The 21,376-nt window shown below is 28.7% G+C and carries 18 protein-coding genes; 12 read left to right on the forward strand and 6 right to left on the reverse strand.

What is annotated here, in order from left to right:
* Positions 1 to 8 precede the first annotated feature (8 nt).
* The 4 genes from AYC61_RS15835 (at position 9) to AYC61_RS15850 (ending at position 4,302) form a co-directional block, all read left to right on the forward strand.
* Positions 9 to 584 (forward strand): indolepyruvate oxidoreductase subunit beta, encoded by a 576-nt coding sequence (locus tag AYC61_RS15835; protein ID WP_066504665.1) that lies wholly within the window; start codon positions 9 to 11, stop codon positions 582 to 584.
* A 102-nt stretch (positions 585 to 686) separates the two neighbouring features.
* Positions 687 to 1,766 (forward strand): butyrate kinase, encoded by a 1,080-nt coding sequence (gene buk, locus AYC61_RS15840; protein ID WP_066504666.1) that lies wholly within the window; start codon positions 687 to 689, stop codon positions 1,764 to 1,766.
* 440 nt (positions 1,767 to 2,206) lie between these two features.
* Positions 2,207 to 2,857: a GntR family transcriptional regulator gene (locus AYC61_RS15845; RefSeq protein WP_162265481.1), complete on the forward strand. Its 651-nt coding sequence runs from the start codon at positions 2,207 to 2,209 to the stop codon at positions 2,855 to 2,857.
* A gap of 179 nt (positions 2,858 to 3,036) precedes the next feature.
* A complete protein-coding gene (locus tag AYC61_RS15850; RefSeq protein ID WP_066504672.1) occupies positions 3,037 to 4,302 on the forward strand; it encodes a BaiN/RdsA family NAD(P)/FAD-dependent oxidoreductase in 1,266 nt (421 codons plus the stop codon).
* A gap of 93 nt (positions 4,303 to 4,395) precedes the next feature.
* Here AYC61_RS15850 and AYC61_RS15855 read toward each other — a convergent pair whose 3' ends face one another.
* Positions 4,396 to 6,237 carry a helix-turn-helix domain-containing protein gene (locus AYC61_RS15855; protein WP_066504677.1) on the reverse strand — a complete coding sequence of 614 codons (1,842 nt, stop codon included), beginning with the start codon at positions 6,235 to 6,237 and terminating at the stop codon, positions 4,396 to 4,398.
* A gap of 193 nt (positions 6,238 to 6,430) precedes the next feature.
* Between AYC61_RS15855 and AYC61_RS15860 the strand changes: the two genes are divergently transcribed.
* The 3 genes from AYC61_RS15860 to AYC61_RS15870 all read left to right on the forward strand — a co-directional run bounded on the left by AYC61_RS15860 (position 6,431) and on the right by AYC61_RS15870 (position 10,682).
* A complete protein-coding gene (locus AYC61_RS15860) occupies positions 6,431 to 7,615 on the forward strand; it encodes a M20 metallopeptidase family protein (RefSeq protein WP_066504680.1) in 1,185 nt (394 codons plus the stop codon).
* Positions 7,616 to 7,803: 188 nt separating this feature from the next.
* Entirely contained in the window at positions 7,804 to 9,342 is a 1,539-nt protein-coding gene (locus tag AYC61_RS15865) for an AbgT family transporter (RefSeq protein ID WP_066504683.1), read from the forward strand.
* Positions 9,343 to 9,569: 227 nt separating this feature from the next.
* Positions 9,570 to 10,682 carry a M20/M25/M40 family metallo-hydrolase gene (locus AYC61_RS15870; RefSeq protein WP_066504686.1) on the forward strand — a complete coding sequence of 371 codons (1,113 nt, stop codon included), beginning with the start codon at positions 9,570 to 9,572 and terminating at the stop codon, positions 10,680 to 10,682.
* A gap of 82 nt (positions 10,683 to 10,764) precedes the next feature.
* On the opposite strand, the gene AYC61_RS15875 is transcribed toward AYC61_RS15870, so the two are convergent.
* Entirely contained in the window at positions 10,765 to 11,514 is a 750-nt protein-coding gene (locus AYC61_RS15875; protein ID WP_066504688.1) for a hypothetical protein, read from the reverse strand.
* 242 nt (positions 11,515 to 11,756) lie between these two features.
* On the opposite strand from AYC61_RS15875, the gene AYC61_RS15880 reads away from it, so the two are divergent.
* From AYC61_RS15880 to AYC61_RS15895, 4 genes are all read left to right on the forward strand, one after another.
* Positions 11,757 to 12,137: a (deoxy)nucleoside triphosphate pyrophosphohydrolase gene (locus tag AYC61_RS15880; protein WP_066504692.1), complete on the forward strand. Its 381-nt coding sequence runs from the start codon at positions 11,757 to 11,759 to the stop codon at positions 12,135 to 12,137.
* 302 nt (positions 12,138 to 12,439) lie between these two features.
* A complete protein-coding gene (locus tag AYC61_RS15885) occupies positions 12,440 to 13,279 on the forward strand; it encodes a hypothetical protein (RefSeq protein ID WP_066504695.1) in 840 nt (279 codons plus the stop codon).
* An 11-nt stretch (positions 13,280 to 13,290) separates the two neighbouring features.
* On the forward strand, positions 13,291 to 15,543 hold the full coding sequence (locus AYC61_RS15890; protein ID WP_066504698.1) for a DUF3160 domain-containing protein: 2,253 nt from the start codon (positions 13,291 to 13,293) through the stop codon (positions 15,541 to 15,543).
* Positions 15,544 to 15,690: 147 nt separating this feature from the next.
* Positions 15,691 to 17,505: a methyl-accepting chemotaxis protein gene (locus tag AYC61_RS15895; protein WP_066504700.1), complete on the forward strand. Its 1,815-nt coding sequence runs from the start codon at positions 15,691 to 15,693 to the stop codon at positions 17,503 to 17,505.
* A gap of 45 nt (positions 17,506 to 17,550) precedes the next feature.
* Here the strand turns inward: AYC61_RS15895 and AYC61_RS15900 are convergent, their stop codons facing one another.
* On the reverse strand, positions 17,551 to 18,711 hold the full coding sequence (locus tag AYC61_RS15900) for an MFS transporter (protein ID WP_066504702.1): 1,161 nt from the start codon (positions 18,709 to 18,711) through the stop codon (positions 17,551 to 17,553).
* Between the two features lie 73 nt (positions 18,712 to 18,784).
* On the opposite strand from AYC61_RS15900, the gene AYC61_RS22110 reads away from it, so the two are divergent.
* Positions 18,785 to 18,907 carry a hypothetical protein gene (locus AYC61_RS22110; protein WP_275935257.1) on the forward strand — a complete coding sequence of 41 codons (123 nt, stop codon included), beginning with the start codon at positions 18,785 to 18,787 and terminating at the stop codon, positions 18,905 to 18,907.
* Positions 18,908 to 18,981: 74 nt separating this feature from the next.
* On the opposite strand, the gene AYC61_RS21405 is transcribed toward AYC61_RS22110, so the two are convergent.
* From AYC61_RS21405 to leuD, 3 genes are all read right to left on the reverse strand, one after another.
* Positions 18,982 to 19,176: a hypothetical protein gene (locus tag AYC61_RS21405; protein ID WP_156456495.1), complete on the reverse strand. Its 195-nt coding sequence runs from the start codon at positions 19,174 to 19,176 to the stop codon at positions 18,982 to 18,984.
* Between the two features lie 601 nt (positions 19,177 to 19,777).
* The gene (gene leuB, locus AYC61_RS15905; RefSeq protein ID WP_066504707.1) at positions 19,778 to 20,863 is read right to left on the reverse strand and encodes a 3-isopropylmalate dehydrogenase; all 1,086 of its coding nucleotides are present in this window, start codon (positions 20,861 to 20,863) and stop codon (positions 19,778 to 19,780) included.
* An 18-nt stretch (positions 20,864 to 20,881) separates the two neighbouring features.
* Positions 20,882 to 21,376: a 3-isopropylmalate dehydratase small subunit gene (gene leuD / locus AYC61_RS15910; RefSeq protein WP_066504711.1), complete on the reverse strand. Its 495-nt coding sequence runs from the start codon at positions 21,374 to 21,376 to the stop codon at positions 20,882 to 20,884.

The following is a 21,376-nucleotide window of genomic DNA, read 5'->3' on the forward strand; positions in this document are numbered from 1 at the left end:
GTGAAAATGTGGATACTAAAAGTATATTGTTAGTTGGAGTAGGTGGTCAAGGAACAATATTGGCCAGTAAAATATTGACTACAGGTCTTATGAATGCAGATTATGATGTAAAAATGTCTGAAATACACGGTATGTCTCAAAGAGGGGGAAGTGTAAGCACTCAAGTTAGATATGGTAAAAAAGTATATTCTCCTATAATTGGACTGGGTGAAGCTGATATACTTGTATCATTTGAAGAAATGGAATGTTATAGATATTTACGATATCTCAAAAAAGATGGAAATGTTATATTAAATGATTATCAAATGCCATCAGCACCGATACTTAGTGGTAAAGCTGAGTACCCTGAAGGGCTAAAAGAAGAAATAGTTAAAAAAGTTGATAATTCATTGGTGATTGATGCAGCAAAAATTGCTAAAGAAATAGGAAATATTAAAACCATGAATATAGTATTATTAGGAGCTTTAATAAAATCAATGAAATTAGATTTCATTGATTGGGAAGATGTTATAAGAAATAACGTTAAAGAAAAATTTATTGATATTAATATAAAAGCTTTGAAAAGAGGTATGGAAGTAGTCTAGAAGTTTTTAGAGATTTTTAAGTTTAACAAAATAAAGTATTTTCTTCTCCTACTATAGTAATAAAAAGTAATAAAAATCCAAAATTTATAAAGAGGTGATTAAGTGAAGGATTATACAATTTTAGCCATAAACCCTGGATCAACATCTACCAAAATAGCTATATATATAAATGAAAAAGAAGTCTTTGTTAATAACATTGTTCATTCGAGCGAAGAACTTGAACAGTTTGAGACGATTAGCTGTCAATATGAATTTAGGAAAAATGCTATTATAGATTTGCTAAATAATGAAGGCTATAAATTATCAGATTTATCAGCAATTGTTGCAAGAGGAGGTCTTTTGCCTCCTGTAAAATCAGGTGCATACATCATTAATGAAGCCATGGTTGAAAGATTAAAAAACAGACCAATAGCTGAACATGCATCAAATCTTGCTGCAATAATTAGCTATGATATAGCTAATCAATTAGATATTCCAGCATATATATATGATTCAATAGCTGTTGATGAATTAGAAGATGTAGCAAGAATATCAGGAATGAAAGATATAGAGAGAGAAAGCTTAACGCATATGTTAAACATGAGAGCAGCAGCTATTAAATGTGCTAATGATAAAGGTAAAGAATACAAAGATCTAAATATTATTACAGTACATTTAGGAGGAGGAATATCATTAGCTATCCATAGTAAAGGTAAAGTTATAGATGTCATAACGGATGATGAAGGACCTTTTTCTCCTGAAAGAGCAGGCAGAGTACCTTGTAGAAAACTAATAGATTTGTGCTACAGTGGTAAGTATACGAAAAGAGAAATGAAGAAGAAATTAAGAGGTAAAGGTGGCTTGATTTCGTACTTATCTACTAATAGTGCTCTTGAAGTTGAAAAGAAGATAGCAAATGGTGATGAAAATGCAAAATTAGTATATAGTGCTATGGCATATCAAATTGCAAAAGGTATTGGAGAATTGGCTACTGTTGTAGAAGGAGAAGTTGATTTTATCATAATAACTGGAGGTATAGCTCATTCAAAGTTTATGACTAGCCAGATAAGTAATAGAGTCAAATTTATAGCTCCTGTAATAATTGTACCAGGTGAAAATGAACTACAATCTTTGACTTTAGGTGCTTTGAGAGTATTGAGAGGGGTAGAGCAGCCACACATATATACAGAAAGGGAGATTTAAAATGACGAATTTCTGCGTTATTGAAATGTCACACGACTAATCACGTACTATAGTACGCTCATATCCGTGTGAATTTCAATGCCTTGAATTTCAACATTTTTACCGTCTTCTCGGGGATTAGTCAAAATGATGAAATTCTGCGCTGAGTAGAGAACAGAAATCTATGATTTCTTGTGAATCGCTTACTCAGAGGAAGAATGAGTCTGAGTTTCAATTATAAAGCTTATGCCTTGAATTTCAACATTTTTACCGTCTTCTCGGGGATTAGTCAAAATGACGAATTTCTGCGCTGAGCAGAGAACAGAAATCTATGATTTCTTGTGAAACAATTACTTGTAGAAATGAGTGAAAGCATCAATAATTTTGGGCTATCTCAAAAGAATGATGTTAGGATATTAATAATAAATTATGGATAATATATAATGCAAGAAGGTGTAGTAATGAGTGATGAAATTATAGTAAAAATGTCACTATCAGATCAAATATATTCTTTACTAAAAAAACAGATAATTAATGGACAGCTTAAGCAAGGTGAAAGAATAAATATAGAAGCAATTGCAAAAAAATATAATGTAAGTAGGACTCCTATACGTGAAGCATTAAACAGATTGCAACAGGAAGGGTTTGTAGAAAATATACATAATGTAGGCCCGAGTGTTGTAAAATTTGAATCAGAAGATATAGTAGAACTAATATATGTCAATAGAATTTTGTTTTCAGGAGTTATTGAATTGCTTTTTAAAAACTGTAACATGAAATTATTATTAGCAGAATTAAAAAAGTGTCTAGACCAACAAATATTAGCTCATGAAAATAACGATTTTGAGAGTTTTCTAAATTATTCAGTTGAATTTCATAGAATACTAATTAAAAATTGTGGTAATAAAAGAATAAAACAGCTTACTTTGCAAACTCAAACACAGTTAGATATAGGTGTGCTAAACTATGTTAAAATTGAAGAAAACAAGGAAAAAGGCATTAATGATCACAAAAAAATATATGAAGCTTTAGAGAATAATGATATGAAAGGCGCTATCGAGATAATGGAGAAGCATAATGTAGATGCTGAGGAATTCTATAACAAAGCGTAAAGTGTCTTCAACCTTTATAGGTGCGGGTATCGATCAGACTTACAAGACAGGCAGTGTGCAATCTAGCGCCTTGTAGAAACGGTGTGTTGCAATTACTATGTAATTGTTTCCGTTGTTATAAAAAAAGATGATAGAGAGAGAAATATATTAATAAGAGTCTTGACAAGACTCTTATTAATATGTATATATACAATATAACGATATTTAAAGATGGTGATAATATGTATGATGTAATAGTTATTGGTGGAGGACCGGCTGGATTATTTACAGCAATTAATACAAGTATTAAAAATAATAGAGTATTATTACTTGAAAAAAAAGCTTCAGCTGGTAGAAAATTATTAATATCAGGAGCTGGTCAATGTAATATAACTCATGAAGGTGATATAAAGGATTTTTTAGAGCATTATGGCGATAACAATAGATTCTTAAAAAATGCTTTATATAATTTTAACAGTGAGAGACTAAAAAGTTTTTTTAATAAAAGAGGAATACACTTTATAACTGATGAAAATGGTAAAGTGTTTCCACAAAGTTTAAAAGCAATGGATATCTTAAATGTATTATTAAATGAATGTAAATTTAGAAATGTAGTTATGAAATATAATTCAAGGATAACTAATATAACTAAAGAAGATGAGTGTTTTGTTGTGAATTGTGAGAATAAAACATATAAATCTAAAATAATAATAATAGCAACAGGTGGAAACTCATATCCAAATACGGGATCAACGGGAGATGGGTATGGTTTTGGAGAAAAATTAGGACATACGATAACAGATATATCTCCTGCTTTGACCAGCGTATATGTACAGAATTATCTTTTTAAAGATTTAGCAGGTGTTTCTTTTACAGACATACCCGTGTCGCTATGGAGGAATAATAAAAAGCTTAAAAACTGGAAGGGAGATTTATTGCTAACACATAAAAATATATCTGGTCCAGCAATAATAAATTATTCTAGGTATATTAGAAAAAATGATGTATTAAAATTTAATTTTGTAAAAGCTGACAATGAAGAAGATTTCAGAGTCCAATTAAAGAACAGTATAAATAAAAATGGACATCTTATTGTTAAAACAATTATCAAAAAATTTGATTTACCTAAGAGGTTTTTAGATAAAATTTTAGATATATCAAATATTAGTAGTGAATTAAAATGTGCTGAGTTAAATAAAAAATTAAGAAATAATCTAATGAACAATCTTCTATCATATCCGATGATTGTACAAAAACTTGAAGGTTTTAACTTAGCAATGGCAACAGCTGGAGGAGTATGTTTAAAAGAAGTGAATTCAAAAACAATGGAATCTAAGATAGTAGAAGGATTATATTTTGTGGGTGAAGTATTAGATATAGATGGAGATACAGGAGGCTATAATATTCAGGCTGCTTTTTCAATGGGTAAATTGGCAGCTGATCATATAGTTTCAAAACTTGATTAGAGTTCAATATAAATACAAAAAAATTAAATGGAATTATACACACATCTTTATATGCTGTAGAAGTTTTATGTATAATTCCTATAGATAAAATTATCATAATAAATCAAGAATTTCAAAAGCTATTTGTAGCTTTAATCTTTGTTTATAATTATTTAGATCTATATTTAAAATATTCATTATTTTATTTAATCTGTAGCTTAGAGTATTACCGTGTATATGAAGATAATCTTTTGTATAAGTCCAATTACCATTACTTCTCAAATATACCTCAAGAGTTTTTATAAATTCATTTTTTGATATTTTAGGATAATTAATTAATGCCCCTAAGTTTCTATCTACAAAGTCTTTGAGTTCTGCTGAATCATTTTTTAGCAAGAATTTTTTTATTTCTAAATCTTCATAAAATAAATAACTGACATTTTTCTTAGAATTTATAGCCATATTTAAAGCTTGAATAGTATTATAAAAGGACTGTTTGAATTCGTTTAGATTATTAATTATATTGCTAATTCCTGCTTTAAAGTTTATTTTTTCATATCTATCTAAAAATATTGAATTATTATTTTTTAATTCATCTAAAAACAATTCTATGTTTTTCCTATTACTTGATTCATCAGTTTTAAATATTATTATAATTTTTTGATCTTTAATTAGAACAATAGAATTAGAGAAAAAATGTTTTGTTTTTATTGCAATAGTTTTATAGTAATATTTCATATATCTAATAAAAATTTTTTCGCAATTTTCACTGCTTAAAAAAGAACTATCTTTTAATATTTCTAGTATAATTAATTGGCATTTATCATTGAAATCAAAATTATATTTTTGTGAGCATTTTTTCAAGTAATCTTTGTCTTGATTTTTTAATAGACCATCTAAAAAATCTCCTTTAAGAGTTTGTTCTAAATCATTAAGTTCATTAAGCTTTAAATGCTCTAATGCTATTATAGTTGTACCTTTTTCAATGGTGATATTATCTATTTCAGGTAAAGAATAATCCTTCGAAACTACACAAATCCATCCTAATGTATCAAGGTTCACTATTATTGGGTAGAATAAATAGTAAAGGTCTTTAGTTTCATCAAACCAACGAGTTTTGTTGTGGTCATTTAAATGCTTATTAATATTAATTTCTTGTTTTTGAATAACATCTATATCTATAAAATAATTTAGATTTGAGCTAGTTATGTTATAAAACAAATCAATAACAAAGACATCTCTTTTTATCATTGATGCTAAATCAGATAATATATCTTCAATAGAACATCCGTTTAAAACCATCTTAGAAAATTTATTGTGAAGATTTGTTGAGTATTGATATCTGTTTTTTTCATCCTCCAATAATTTGTTATATTTCTCTAATTTTTTGTTGTTTTCAATTTCTCGTCTATAATTTTGAGCATTTATAATAGCAACTGCCGCCTGAGCTGAAATAGCTTCTAAAAAATCTACATCATCTTGTGTAAACGTTGATTGTCCATCAAAATTATCTATTACAATAACACCAATACATTCCTTTCTATACATTAAAGGACAACATATAGAGCTTTTTAATTCATTTGATTTAATTCTAAGTGATTTGTCAACTATTATTTTATTTTGTTCTCTCATAGTTGACATAGTTTCTTTTATGGTATCTATTTTGTTGAGGAAAACAGTTTCTTGTTGTTTAAATGCTAATCCTGTCATTGATTCACCGGGCAATAATCTGATATATTTTATACTTTCATGAAAGCCAATGTAAAGTTTTGGCTTTAAAATACCCTGATCTTTGCTATAAAGAAATATAACCCCTGTGTCTCCATTTTTAATTATTTCCATAGATTTTTTCAATAGAAAGTTCAGAATGTAGTTTATATCTTGTGTTGAGTTCAATAATTTGCTAGCTTCCAATATAACTTGTAACCTGTCAATAGTGCTGTGTTTTTTATGCAAAGCTAATCATTCCTTTCTACTTTTATGACATTATACACTTTAGCACAATAAAATGCAAAAAAATTTGTTGTTAACAACATAGATATTATTAACTGATGCTGATATAATTATGTAACAACTTTTTAAGATTTTGTAACAACTTTTTAAAATTTGTAACAAACATAATTGTTAGTTGAAAGGGGAGGTTAATTTAATGCTTGAGCAAAAAATTATTGAAAAATCTAAAGAAATTCAAGATGAATTAGTAGCTATTAGAAGAGATATTCATTCAAATCCAGAAGTTGGCTTAAAAGAAAAAAGAACATCTGAATTAGTAGCAAAAAAACTAGAAGAACTGGGTTTGGAAGTTCAAACAAATATTGGAATAACTGGAGTGATAGGAATATTAAGAGGTAAAAATCCAGGGAAAACAGTGTTGTTAAGAGCTGATATGGATTGTCTCGAAATGGAAGAATTGAATGATGTACAGTATAAATCAAAAAATAAGGGTTTGATGCATGCTTGTGGTCATGATGCTCATACAACATGGGTATTAGGAGCTGCTATGATATTGTCTCAGTTCAAAGATGAAATAAATGGTAATATCAAGTTTCTATTTCAACCAGCTGAAGAGACATTAGGTGGAGCTGATAGAATGATTAAGCAAGGCGCATTGGAAAATCCTGCTGTAGATACTGCAATTGGTGCACATGTTTGGCCTATAGTTGAATCAGGGAAGATAGGTATAAAATATGATTCAATGATGGCAGCTCCAGATATGTTCAAGTTAACGATATATGCAAAAGGCGGTCATGCTGCTGAACCACATAATTGTACAGATCCTATTTCAATAGGATGCCAGGTATATACTGCTTTACAAACAATAGTCAGCAGAAAAGTTAATCCTATTGATTCGGTAGTATTATCAGTGACAATGTTTAATGCTGGATCAGCTCATAATATTATAGCAGATAGAGTTGAAATGGTTGGATCAGTCAGAACATTAACTAATGAAATGCGTGAAAAAATGCCTAAATGGATGGAACAAATAATAAAAGGTATTACAGAAGCAAATGGGGGAACATATAAATTTGAATATATTCCATACTATCCACCAGTAATTAATAATAATGACATGGTAAAACTAGTTAAAGAAGCAGGACAAAAAATATTGGGTACTGACAATGTTGTCGAGCTTGCTGTACCAACAATGGGAGGAGAAGATTTTTCTTATTTCCAACAAAAAGTACCTGGTGTTTTCTTTGTAGTTGGCACATACAACGAGGAAAAAGGATTAGTTAATCCATTACACAATCCTAAATTTAACATAGATGAAGATATACTTCATAAAGCAGCAGCTGTTTTAGCTGAAGCAGCAATGTTATATCTAAACAAATAGTTATAATATGCTCTAAAAATAGGGTTAGGATTTGTATCTAAATTTTCTGTTAAGTATATATTTAAACTAGATTATTTGAATTAAATGAATAATCAATCTTATATAAAATAGTAAAAGATTAGGAATTATTATATTTAATATATTCAGAATTTTCAGGCTATTTAAAACACTAAAAGAGGAGGAGTAAAATGAAAAATACCAATAGTGTTACACCAAAAAAGAAGCGGAGTGGATTTGATAAGTTCCTAGATTTTATTGAAAAAGCAGGTAACAAACTTCCTGAACCATTGACATTATTCGTATGGTTAGCAGGATTTGCAGTGCTAATATCATTAGTAGGTTCATTATCAGGAATATCAGCGGTTCATCCACTGACAAAAGAGACAATAAAAGTAGTTAATTTATTCTCTAAATCAGGAATACAAAAGATGTTAATGAATGCGGTAGGAAATTTTGCTGGATTTCCACCATTAGGACTAGTATTAACATGTATATTAGGTGTTGGATTAGCAGAAAAAACAGGACTATTTTCAGCTTTACTTAGAAAAACTCTTGGAAATGTAAAAGGTTCTAAGGTTGTTATTATAGTTATTTTTACTTCTATTATGGCTAATGCAGCAGCAGATACAGGTTTTATAGTAATGCCGCCACTAGCAGCTATGTTGTTTGCAGCAGTAGGTATGAATCCAATTGTAGGTATGATGGCAGCATATGCAGCAGTGGCAGGAGGATTTAGTGCAAATTTAATTGTTAATTCATTAGACGTTTTGGTAGTAGGTTTTACTCAAAAAGCTGCTGAAATGGTTGATCCAAGTTTTGGAGTTAACCCTGCTTGTAACTGGTATTTTCTAATTGTATCAACTTTTATTTTAACATTTGTTGCAACGTGGGTCACTGTAAAGGTTGTTGCCCCAAGAATGGGTATGGGTGATTATAATATTGAAAAGGTAGAAGAAGTTACAGACAAAGAAGTTAAAGGTTTAAAAGCTGCTGGAATAGCTACATTAGTTTTCATTGGAGTAATATTAGCATTGGCAATTCCTAGCAATGGATTATTAAGAGAGCCTGAGACCGGATCTTTATTGTCTTTTAGCTCACCTATGATGAAAAGTTTAGTAGTGCTTATAACGTTGTTATTCTTTATACCAGGTTATACCTTTGGTAAAGTTTCGGGAAAAATTAAAAGTGATAAAGATGTAGTAAGTATTCTTGGACAGGCAATGTCGGAAATGGGTCCTTATATTGTATTATCATTCGTTATTGCACAGTTTATTAATTATTTTAATTGGTCAAATTTAGGTATTATAATGGCTATTAAAGGTGCAGATTTCTTAAAAGCAATAGGAGCTCCAACACCTGTATTGTTAGTGTTGTTTATCATTATTTCAGGTATTATAAATATATTTGTAGGAAGTTGTTCAGCAAAATGGGCGATATTGAGTCCGATTTTTGTACCAATGTTTATGTTTTTAGGTTTCCATCCTGCATTAACACAAATGGCTTACAGAATAGGTGATTCTATAACAAATGTCATAACTCCTTTATTACCATACTTTGCAATTCTCGTAGCTTTTGCAAAGAAATATGACAAAAATATAGGAATGGGTACTTTGATAGCAAATATGTTACCTTATTCCATAGCTTTCTTTATATTCTGGTCAATTCTAATTGTAGCTTGGTATTTCTTAGGATTACCATTAGGACCAGGATCACCTATAATGTTATAAATAAAAACTCCTATAATTACATTTGCAACACCCCCCTAAAGAGCTGTCTCATAAACATTTTGAGATAGCTCTTTATCTATGGAGTTATTGAGTAGAAGTTATTAGAAAGTCGCCTCCAAAGTATGATTTTAGCGATTTATTTACTTTCATTTTAGGGGTTGTAGTTGGGATTAAAAAAATATAAAATGTATATGAATTAATAGAGTAATAATAAGGGGGATTCTGTAATGATAAATAAGGAAAGGTTAATAAATACTTTTATTGATTATGTGAAAGTTGACAGTGAGAGTTTAAATGAAGGAAGATTTAGTGATCTAATGGTAAAAGAATTAAAAAGCTTAGGTATGGATGTATGGACTGATAATGCAGGAGAAAAAATAGGTTCAAATGGAAACAATGTTAATGCATACATGGAAGGCTCTAAGGATATTGAACCATTGATTTTTAGTTGTCATATGGATACGGTTAAACCGGGTGTTGGTATTGAACCAATTATTGAAAATGGCGTTATAACAAGTAAAACAGATACAATATTAGCTGGTGATGACAAATCTGGCATAGTAGCTTTAATAGAAGCATTAAAAGTTATTAAAGAAAATAATTTGCCTTGTGGTCCAGTTGAAATTATTTTAACTATCTCTGAAGAGGACGGTCTTAAAGGATCTAAAAATGTAGAATATGACAAATTAAAATCTAAGAGAGTATTAGTATTAGATAGTAGTGGTGATGTTGGTAAAATAATTATCAATGCTCCTTCACATAATAAGATGACATTTAAAGTTAAAGGTAAGCCATCACACGCAGGAGGATCACCTGAAAACGGTATAAGTGCTATTATGGTAGCTGCTGAGGCAATTTCAAATATGAAACTGTTAAGGATTGATGAAGAAACAACTGCTAATATAGGCAAATTTAATGGTGGCGTAGCTACAAATATTGTTTGTCCTGAAGTAGAAGTTGTAGCAGAAGCCAGAAGTTTAGATAATGAAAAATTAAAGGTTCAAACTCAGCATATGGTTAAATGTTTTGAGGATGCTGTAAATAAATATGGAGCTGAGCTTGAATATGAAATAATAAATAATTATAAAGCTTATAATATAGATAAAGAGGATGCACTTGTAAAAATGGCAGAAGGAGTGTATGAAAAACTAGGAATTCAAGCAATACTAACCTCATCAGGTGGAGGTAGTGATGCTAATAATTATAATACAAAGGGATTAACAGCTATAAATATAGCTACAGGCATGCAGAAGCCACATACTTTAGGTGAATATATAAAAGTTCAATCATTAATAGACATAACAAGATTTGTTCTAGAAGTTATGCTTAGAAATAAGTAGATTTATAAAAGCCTAAGTTAAGTAGTAATCTAAACTTAGGCTTTCTATTAAGTTATATTCAGATTGTACAAAAGATTAATGATTATAATGAAATACTTTTAGCTTGTAAAGGTTTTGTATAAAAATTATAGCCTTGAGAAAATACTATATATGGTTTTAATATGAAGTATCCATGTTCATCATTAAGTAAAAAATTAACACGAATAAAACATTTTCCGTTTGGTAGAATTTCTATATCTTTATTAATATAAGAATAATCAATACCATTTTTAGAGTAAGCTATGCTTATTTTATCAAAGACATCATTTCCGATTACAACATCTGATATATACACAGTTTCATCTGATATATTTCTTACTAAAGCATGATAATTGTCATTTTCCAAAATTGATTTTTCTAATTTTATTATTTCTTGTGTATCTACTATTCTTGCTATTTTGTTTTCAGATAAGTTTTTGTCAACTAAGATTTCAAAAATTAAATCTTTTGTGCTAATGCTGTATATATCATTGTTGATTTTTGTTAAAAAATCATTATAAATATAAGTACCTGGTGTATCGATTTTAAATATCATTTGGAGAACATCATCAAACAATAAATTGGTAGTTAACCATTTTAATTTATAATCATATTTTAAATTTTTAAGAGTATAACTTCCTTTGTGCTTTCTTGGCAAGTCAATTCTTAAATCTATCAATTCATTTTCGTATGAACAAAAAAAACCTTTGATATTGATAGTATTTTCCATACTTTTTTCATTTGTATCTGTTTGATTGCAGCTTGTAGTAAAAAGTAATAATATAAACAATAATAAATAAAGCTTCTTTATCATAATTAAACATCTCCAAATAGGTATTATCTTTGATTATTCATATAACGTTGAAAATTTACTTTCAAAAACTAGTATTTATTATTATTTTGTTCCGATAACATAGAAAATACATTGATGGATATCAAAAAAATATTAGTAATTATTAGTTAAAATTTATCTTTATGATAATACAGCGATCTAATGTAAATAATAGAAAATATATATAATAAAAAACTTTATTATTATAAAAAAGGAGAGTATATATGATTACTGTGGTTGCTGCTATAATAAGTCATGATAATAGAATTTTGATTGCTAGGAGAAACAGAAATAAATCGTTTGGAGGTTTGTGGGAATTCCCTGGTGGCAAGGTAGAAATTGGTGAAACATATCAAGATGCTCTTAAAAGAGAAATCAAAGAAGAGTTGAGTATTAATATCATAAACTTCAAATACTTTGGAACATCAAAGAATGATACTATAAAATTGATAGCATATACAGCAAATATGAAGAAAGATAGTATAATCAAAATAAACGAGCATGAAGAAATAAAATGGGTTCTAAAAAATGAATTAAGAGACTATAAATTTACACCTGCAGATAAGGTGTTTGTACATTCGCTTATAAGTAGCGACAAATATTAAAAATCCCTATATACATAACTATATGGGGATTTTTGATGTTATAACAAAATTTTATTATTAACTAATTTTATATAAATAACTAACCAGATTACATGAATAATTATAGACATGAAAATATTCTGTGATTTTATGTAAATCGCTTACTCATTAGTATAATGAGATTTATTAAAGAAAGTATTCAATTTTCTAGGAATAATCTGGATTAATTTATTAATGCAAATAATGTAAATATCAATAAAATATGATAAAATGTATACGTTGATAATAAAGATTATGAGTTGTTATAAATTTTGGGGGCAAAAATGAAAAGATATATTAAATATATAATAATTATATTTATTGTTAGTAGTGTGTTTTTGTTAGGGTACTATTTTTATAAGAATAATACTTTAAAAAATAGTGAATATACACGATTATTTGTTGAAGGTGATAAGCATTTATTAATGAGTATAAAAAACAACACAATACAGATATATTCAGATAATAAAAAGCTTATAAACGAAATGTCTATAGTAGGTGATGAAGAAACTATAATAAGTTATGATGTTATAGATTTAAATGATGATGGTAATGATGAAATAATTGTACTTACTGCTGAAAAATCTCAAGTGGATGGTAAGGAAGTGAAGATATTTTCATGTAATAGTGGACTTAAAGAAATATATAGTGAAGATTTCTCGTCTATAAAACCATGGAAGGTACAAGCTTGTGATGTTGAAGGTGATGGAGTAAAAGAGATATCAATTGGAGTTTATAAAAAAACAAAATTTCATCCTATTATGGCAAAACGACCATTTATTTATAGTTGGGAGGGTAACAGATTATATGCTAAATGGCGTGGGTCAAGGTTATCAAAACCTTTTGATGATTATATATTTGTTGATATTGATGAAGATGGAAAGGATGAAATTGTAGCAATTGAGTTACTTCAAAATGGAAAAAAGGTGATTAATACATATGATTGGATAGGCTTTGGGTTTGAGGGGAAAGTTCAAAGTGAAGCATTTGATGATATTTTATCTATTGAAAAAATAAGTAGAGAAGCAAATACATTTGAAGCGACTATTAGTAATAACAATAAAATTGAAGAGATTATCATGGTATATGATTTTGATAATTTAAATATTTATTTAGAAAAATGAGGAGGGAAAATATGTTAAAGAGAAGATGTATAGCTATGTTAGTGTGTATTGTTTATATTACAGCAATTACATTAGGAGCAATAGGCTGCAAAAACCAAGAGGTTAAGCTTACTGAACCTGCCGAAAATGTAAGTAATGAAAATTTATCAGGTGATAATGATAAGAATACTAAAGAGGATAATGAAATAAAATGTGTAGCTTCTCAGTACAAATTAAGCTTTAAGAATGAACCTGCAAGAAATACCATAGATGTTCCTTACCAAGTACCAAATTTTAAAGCATTAGTTAAGCCATATGAAGTAAAAGCTGATTTATCAAATGTTGAAAATCTAAAACAATTTGGTAATTTTACTAAAGGACAGATGGAGTTATTATCTAAAAATGGTTTTGTTGTAACTCCTACAAATGAAGACCAGCTTTTTTATATATACGAATATAACCAATATAATAAAATACCAAGTTTTATTACTACAGATTCTGTTTTACAGGTATATCATGTTTTTTATAGTTATTCATTAAGAAAGCTAGAAAGTGAAAAATTTTTAGATTCTTTAGATACATTAACTAAGGATATGCTCGACAAATCTCAATATTTATATAGACAGACAGAAAACGAAACTGTAAAAAAGGCATTGCTTAGAAATATTTCATATTTTACTGTTGCATGGATGCTATTAGATAAAGAAATACCAACAGATATACCAGAAGATGCTTTAAATTTAGCAAAACAAGAATATGATCTTATTGAAAAGAAAGAAGGCTTTAAAGATTCTTGTATATTCCCTTATGAATTAGATTACAGCCAATATGAGCCAAGAGGGCATTATACTAGAAGTAGTGAATTAAAAAAATATTTTAAAGCTATGATGTGGTATGGTCAGGCACCACTTCCGTTATACATCATAGAAAAAGACGGTCAAAAAAAGAAAAGTGTAGACCAAACTCTTCAAGCATTACTTATTACATACTGTATGTTTTTAAATGATGAAGAAACAAAAGATATAGAGTTATGGGAAAATATATATGACATAACGAATTTTTATGTAGGTTCATCTGATGATTTAAGTATATATGATTATAAGAATTTGTTGATAAAAGCTTATGGAGAAAATCCTGATATTAATACATTAGCTGATGAAGATAAGCTTGATATTGTATATAAGGAAGCAGAAAAATTGCCTGAACCTCAAATAGTTCCTCAGTTTACAGGCAGTACAATACCTGTAGGAAAACAATTCAGATTCATGGGACAAAGATATGTACCTGATTCAGAAATAATGCAAAGACTTGTAAATCCTAAATTCAGACCAATACCATCAGCAATTGATGTTATGGGAGTATTGGGCTGTGATAGAGCTTATGATATACAGATAAACATAAATAAAGAAGATGAAAAATGGGAAGATTATTCTAAAAAATTCAAAGAAACAAAGAAGAAATTTGACGAAATAAAAGAAGATAAATGGAAGTCAAACATGTACTACGGCTGGATATGGACATTGAAAGGATTATTTGAAGAATTTAGTGAAGGATATCCTTCATTTATGACTAATACTGCTTGGAAAGATAAATCATTAACAACAGCTATGAGTAGTTGGGCGGAATTGAAACATGATACTATATTATATGGGAAACAAAGCGGAGCTGAGTGTGGAGACGGTTATGATATAACTCCAAAACACTATGTAGAGCCAAATATAGATGTATATAATAGACTTTTATGGCTTACAAAGTATTCAAAAGAAAATTTAAAAGCTAGAAATATACTAACTGAAGATATGAAACAAAAACTAGAAGAATTTGAAGAACTATTAGAATTCTTAATAAATTGTTCAATAAAAGAGCTTAAAAATGAAGAATTAACAGAAGATGAAAATTATAAGATATTAACATATGGCGGTTGGTTAGAGTATTTAACTAGTTCTTTTGCTGAGGGAAATTGTAGGTGGTTTGAAATAACCTCAGAAACTGATAAAAATATGGCCTGTATTGCAGATGTCCATACAGTTCGATTTGGACATTATCTAGAAGTTGGAGTAGGACCTGCATATGAGATTTATGTAGTTGTACCTATTGGTGGAAAACTTTATTTAACCAGAGGAGCAGTTTTTAGTTATAATGAATTTTTGTCTGATAAAAGATTGACAGATGAAGAGTGGCAGAAGATGTTAAAAGAAAATAAAAAGACAGAACAAAATAATCTTCAATGGACAAAAAGCTTTCTTAATAAAGATAAAAAAGAAGTACCAAAACCTAAAAATTAGAAAACTTAAATGTAACGGTGGTTTTAATACTTTTTAGCAATATCTAATGAAAAACAAATAAAATAATGATTAAAATTCAGAAAACATTAGTTTTAGAAGGAAAATAGAATATTATGTCAAACCTTATTTATAAAAGGGGGTTATTCTATGCTAATAAAGGCTTTAGTTTCTATAATAGTGGTAGAATCTATATTTATTATTTATAGAATTATTAAGCACAATAATCAAAAGAAAAAGTTAATTAAGTATTTTGAGGATATTAGCAATGGAAATTACAATATTAATCTAATTTCCAATAATGGAGTTGATAAGAGTCTTAAAAAAATGCTTGAAGCTCAAAAATATTTTGTAGCTAGCATGAAATTACTTGTAAACAAAAGTTCTATGAGTATATGGAATTGTAATTTTATAACAGAAGATATTACAACCGAGATGAAGGAAATAACATCACATATGGATCAAGTTTCAGCAGGTATGCAAAATCAAACTACAAGTATGTTTTCTATTAATGAATTTATTAAAAAAGTATATGAGAATTTTTTGTCTTCTAAAAAACATTTTAGTAACGTACTGACAGAAACTAATAATAGCAAAAATATTATAGTTAATAGTACACTGGAAATAACAAAATGTTTAGATAGCTTTAATCAATTAAATGAAGAAGTTAATGCGTATAAGCTTCAAGTAGATTTTTTAGAAGAAAAAACTTCTGAGGTTAATGATTTTATTAAATCCATAGAAGGTTTATCAGAACAAACTAGTTTGTTAGCTTTGAATGCAGCTATTGAAGCAGCTAGAAGTGGAGAAAGTGGTAGGGGTTTTGCAGTAGTAGCAGATGAGATAAAGAAATTATCAGGACAAACTGAAGAATTTACATTAAGAATTAGAGAACTCTTACAAAATATAAGTAAGTCGGCTAAAGATATGAAACAGTCAATGAATACAGTAGTAGAAAAAATACAAAATGAGTCAATTAATCTTAAACAATCTGTCGATTCACTTGATAAGACTGCTTATGTAGTAAATAATTTAAATAAAACTACTAAAGAATACGACGAAGAATTAAAGGGATTAGTAGATGAATTCTCAAATATTAAAGAGGTAATTAATGAAATAACAAGTAATGTAGAAAGTATTACAACTTCAACAACTGATATTAATGACGCTACTGAAGAAGAAACAAGAGATATAAATACTATAAATGAAAACATTAAGGAAATATTTAAGTATAATCAGAAAATCATGTCAGAGTTAGATAATATAGTAGATAGTGATGAAAAATGCGTTAATATAGCTGCAACACCATATCCTCCATTTACGTATTATGATGATAAAAAGAAAGAAGTTGTAGGAATAGATATTGACGTATTAAATAAAATATTTGGTAGAAAAAACATTAAGTTAAAAATAATTTATACTGATTGGGAAAATAGCTTAAAACTAATAAAAGAAAATAAGGTTGATTTGATTAGTTCAATTAGTCTTGATGAAGAAAGAAAAGCATTTATGGATTTTAGTTTTGCTTATAGAGATGGCGGAGATGATATTATTTTGAGCATAAATAACAATTGTAATATAAACAGTTATGAAGATTTGTGTTCTTATAATGTAGGAGTTATTGATGGCTATAGTTATAATAAAACATTTGATGAAGATAGTAGAGTAAGCAAAGAATATAGTTTAAATGAAAAGAATCTATTTAAAAAACTTATAAAAAATCAAATTGATTGTATAGTTATGAATGAATACACGGCAAACTTTTATTCTGATTTATTTAGTATCTCAGAAGATATAAAAATACACCCATTTAAATTTAAAGCAAGTAGTACTAGTGAGCATAGGTTAGGTGTTGCCAAGAATAGTAAAAATGCCGATATAATACAAGTGTTTGAACAGGAGTATAAACATATGGAAGAATCAGGTGAAATAAAGAAAATATTAAGTAATTATGGTTGTGAGTAAATAAAAGAACACATAGGTAACTTTAATCTATGTGTTTTTTATATTTTAATTAATTTTAGGCTTCTTCATTGATAAATAGCCAAAACTTAATATTATTGCAATAATAGTTAATCCTGTAGATAATGCTAGTGTTGACTTTATACCTATATTATCACCTAAATAACCTGAGATGTTATAGCTTAATAAGCCTGCTAAACTAGATGATGCTGCAACAGCTATTGTTTGAGAGGAGGTTTTTATGTGTTGAGGACTAATTTCATCTACTAGGTACTTTGAAATAAAAACCAATATACTAAAAGATGGCATTTGTAATATTGATAAACATATGATAAATAAAACACTATTTGCATAAATTGTTAGAAAGTTTCTTAGTGCAAAGAAAATTGCGGATATAATTAAAAGCTTCTGTAAATTTATCTTAGAGGTAAGTTTTTTAGCACCTATCAATATAGGAACTTCACTAAAAGCTAATACCATCCAATACAAACCTATTTCTGCTTTTGTGCCACCAAAATTTGTTAGCAAAATTATTGAAAACAAGCTAACTGCATGGAATGAAAAATAAAGCAAAAAGAAAATAAAAACTAATAAAATGTATTTTTTGTTTCTAAGCAAACTTGATAAACTAGATATATTAAGTTTATCAGTAGGATTATGGACTGCTTGTTTAGAATCTTTTATAAAACAACAAATTATTAAATGAATAATCAAAGAAGATATAAATAAGGGTTTAATTATCCACCAACCATAAAGGTCAATGAGTTTACCAGTAATAAGATTTGACAACCCCCAGCCTATAGATCCATATGCTCTAATAGGTCCAAATGTATTTCTTATAGTATTATGGCTTTCTATAACCCAGCAATCTATTAATGATAAAACAGATGTTTGAAAAAAGCCGATAAATCCAATTAAGATCATTAATATATAAATGTTGCTAAATTCAAAAAAAATACATATAGACAATGCTAATAAAATCATACATGGTATAAATACTTTTTTTATAGTAGATTTTAAATCACATATATAGCCAGTAACAAATTGACCTATAATACCTGAAAAATATAAAATAGACATCAAAAAGCCCGTTTGAGTATTGTTATAACCAAGACTATTTAAATAGGGTATAGTAAATCCAAAGAATACAGCTAAAGTAAAATAAAATGAAAAATAATTGCTTTTAAATTTTTTTATGATAGTTAACATTTTAAACTCTCCTTATTAAATATATCATCACATTCTATCATAAAAATAATTAGTTTAAAAGGGAAATAAGTAAATGATTATATTATTGGTTGTAATAGTTATTGTAGTAGGAGTTTTGCGTCTTGCTAGGGTTGAAGCTTCGAAGATATTTAGCTTGAAGCTTTTTGGAAAGAAGCATTACAAAACATCTGCCTGACTCGGAGAAGTCTGTGTTTCTTGATTATATTAGAGCTGTTGAAACACAGACTTCAAGGTCGTGTACAGCAGATGTTATGTAGCTTCTATTAGTTTTATTGGTTGTACTTTTTTAGGGTAAAGCTTTGTAAGTGTAGTAGCAATACATATTGTTGGTTCACTACCTAATGGAGATGGCAAGTATCTGAGAATCTTTGCTTGGTTCAGACAACAGGCAGTTTTATTAATGGTGTAAAAGCGATGATAAAACTGCCTGTTGAATTTACCCACAAAGAAACCTCAGATACTCGCCTAGTTAATTTATTGGTTGTAATAGTTATTAGAGTATGTGTTTGGGGTGTTATTAGGGATGGAGCTTCGAAGGTTTTGTTATAGTAGTGCTTTGTAAGGTTAAGATATGGATACATTTTACAAATAGGATATTATAACAATCGAAAATTAACCCTAACTAACGGCTAAATAAAATTATAATCAATAGGTAACTAGGAAATCTCTAAGGTTTCTTCGGAAGGTGACTTCAAAAGCTTGTTTCTTCAACACTTTTACAATCAAAAGAAACAAGCTTTTGTCGGAACCGTAGAAGATTCTTAGAGATTTCCTATGCCAATGAGTTGTGAAATATAACTATTTTATTACATTGAAATTCTTACAACGCTTGACAATAAAGATAATACCAAAAAGTATATAGAAGCGGGTAAGAGATTTTTCGTAAACGACATTGAAGTGCGTATTTTAACCTTATAAAAATTTAAAAAATACGTACTTCTCCGAGTAAGGAAAATCTCTTATATCGCTGAATCAAAAAGTAATAGGTTACGTGACTTCCAAAGGATGGCAATAAGAAATATATATGAGTAACCTATTAACGCGGCTATAGGTTGTTTGTTCTCAAATTTTTAATTACTAAACTACCCATTTCTTCAGTGTTAACTAATTTAGTACCTTCACTATAAACATCCTTAGTTCTATAACCTTCATCTAAAACTGTTTTAACTGACGCTTCGATACATTCAGCTTCTTTGCTCAAATTGAAAGAATACTTTAGCATCATTGCTACAGAAAGTATTGTAGCTAGTGGATTAGCAATATTTTTACCTGCTATATCAGGAGCAGAACCATGACTAGGTTCATATAACCCAAAGCTTTCATCTGAAAGGCTTGCTGATGGCAGCATACCAATAGAACCTGTTAAAACACTTGCTTCATCAGATAATATATCACCAAACATATTTGATGTAAGTATTACATCAAATTGATGTGGATTACATATTAATTGCATTGCAGCATTATCTACGAGCATATGATTTAAAGTAACATCTGGATAATCGTTAGAAATAGACTCCACTATTTTTCTCCATAAACGTGATGTTGCAAGTACATTCATTTTATCAACGCTTGTCACGATTTTGTTTCTTTTTCTTGCAGTTTCAAAGGCTGTTTTAGCGATTCTGGTTATTTCTTTTTCATTGTAGCTTTCAGTATCATAAGCAGCTTTACCGTGTTTGCAATATAATTCACCTCTATTGCCAAAATAAATACCTCCTGTTAATTCACGTACAATGCAAATATTAAAGCCATCTTTGATTATTTCATTTTTTAATGGACAAGCTTTCTTTAATGCTGTATACATAAAAGCAGGTCTAATATTTGCGTATAAATTTAATTCTTTTCTAATTTTAAGCAAACCTGTTTCTGGACGATTTTCTCCATCTAGTTTGTCCCATTTTGGTCCACCAACAGCACCTAATAGTACGGCATCACTTTTTTTACATAATTCTATGGTTTCCAAGGGAAGTGGTATTTGTTTTTTATCACATGCTATACCACCTATTAAACCTTCAGTAAAATTAAATTTATGATTAAATATTTTACCTATTTCCTTTAATATTTGAACAGCTTGATTTGTAACTTCTGGACCTATGCCATCTCCGGGTAACACAGCTATATTGTAAGTCATAGTTTTTTCCTTCTTTCATTATTTTTTGTGGGTTTTTGATATATGATTTATAAGACCTTCATCATTTATTATTTTTTGCATGAATTCAGGAAGAGGTTGAGTATCATATATAACATTTTTGCTCAAATTGCTAATCTTACCTGTTGTGAAATCAACTTCTATGACATCTCCTGCATCAATATCATTTGCAGCAGCCTCACATTCAAAAATTGGAAGACCAATATTAAAAGAATTTCTATAAAATATTCGTGCAAAGCTAGCTGCAATAACACAAGAAACTCCAGCTGCTTTTATAGAAATAGGTGCATGTTCTCTAGAAGAACCACATCCAAAATTATGCCCTGCTACTATTATGTCATCTTTTTTAACAGAAGTAGCAAAGGTATTATCCATGTCTTCCATGCAGTGTTTTGCCAATTCTTTAGGGTCTGAAGTACTTAAATATCTTGCTGGAATAATTACATCAGTATCTACATTAATACCATATTTAAAAACATTACCTCTTTTTTTCAT

The sequence above is a fragment of the Abyssisolibacter fermentans genome (genome assembly GCF_001559865.1).
GTDB classification, from domain to species: domain Bacteria; phylum Bacillota; class Clostridia; order Tissierellales; family MCWD3; genus Abyssisolibacter; species Abyssisolibacter fermentans.

Excerpts from the sequence above, each read along its gene's own strand:
- AYC61_RS15845 (WP_162265481.1), top strand. The coding sequence starts at position 2,207 with ATGAGTGATGAAATTATAGTAAAAATGTCACTATCAGATCAAATATAT.
- AYC61_RS15850 (WP_066504672.1), top strand. The coding sequence starts at position 3,037 with ATGTATATATACAATATAACGATATTTAAAGATGGTGATAATATGTAT.
- AYC61_RS15860 (WP_066504680.1), top strand. The coding sequence starts at position 6,431 with ATGCTTGAGCAAAAAATTATTGAAAAATCTAAAGAAATTCAAGATGAA.
- AYC61_RS15865 (WP_066504683.1), top strand. The coding sequence starts at position 7,804 with ATGAAAAATACCAATAGTGTTACACCAAAAAAGAAGCGGAGTGGATTT.
- AYC61_RS15870 (WP_066504686.1), top strand. The coding sequence starts at position 9,570 with ATGATAAATAAGGAAAGGTTAATAAATACTTTTATTGATTATGTGAAA.
- AYC61_RS15875 (WP_066504688.1), bottom strand. The coding sequence starts at position 11,514 with ATGATAAAGAAGCTTTATTTATTATTGTTTATATTATTACTTTTTACT.
- AYC61_RS15880 (WP_066504692.1), top strand. The coding sequence starts at position 11,757 with ATGATTACTGTGGTTGCTGCTATAATAAGTCATGATAATAGAATTTTG.
- AYC61_RS15885 (WP_066504695.1), top strand. The coding sequence starts at position 12,440 with ATGAAAAGATATATTAAATATATAATAATTATATTTATTGTTAGTAGT.
- AYC61_RS15890 (WP_066504698.1), top strand. The coding sequence starts at position 13,291 with ATGTTAAAGAGAAGATGTATAGCTATGTTAGTGTGTATTGTTTATATT.
- AYC61_RS15895 (WP_066504700.1), top strand. The coding sequence starts at position 15,691 with ATGCTAATAAAGGCTTTAGTTTCTATAATAGTGGTAGAATCTATATTT.
- AYC61_RS15900 (WP_066504702.1), bottom strand. The coding sequence starts at position 18,711 with ATGTTAACTATCATAAAAAAATTTAAAAGCAATTATTTTTCATTTTAT.
- AYC61_RS22110 (WP_275935257.1), top strand. The coding sequence starts at position 18,785 with ATGATTATATTATTGGTTGTAATAGTTATTGTAGTAGGAGTTTTGCGT.
- leuB (WP_066504707.1), bottom strand. The coding sequence starts at position 20,863 with ATGACTTACAATATAGCTGTGTTACCCGGAGATGGCATAGGTCCAGAA.
- leuD (WP_066504711.1), bottom strand. The coding sequence starts at position 21,376 with ATGAAAAAAAGAGGTAATGTTTTTAAATATGGTATTAATGTAGATACT.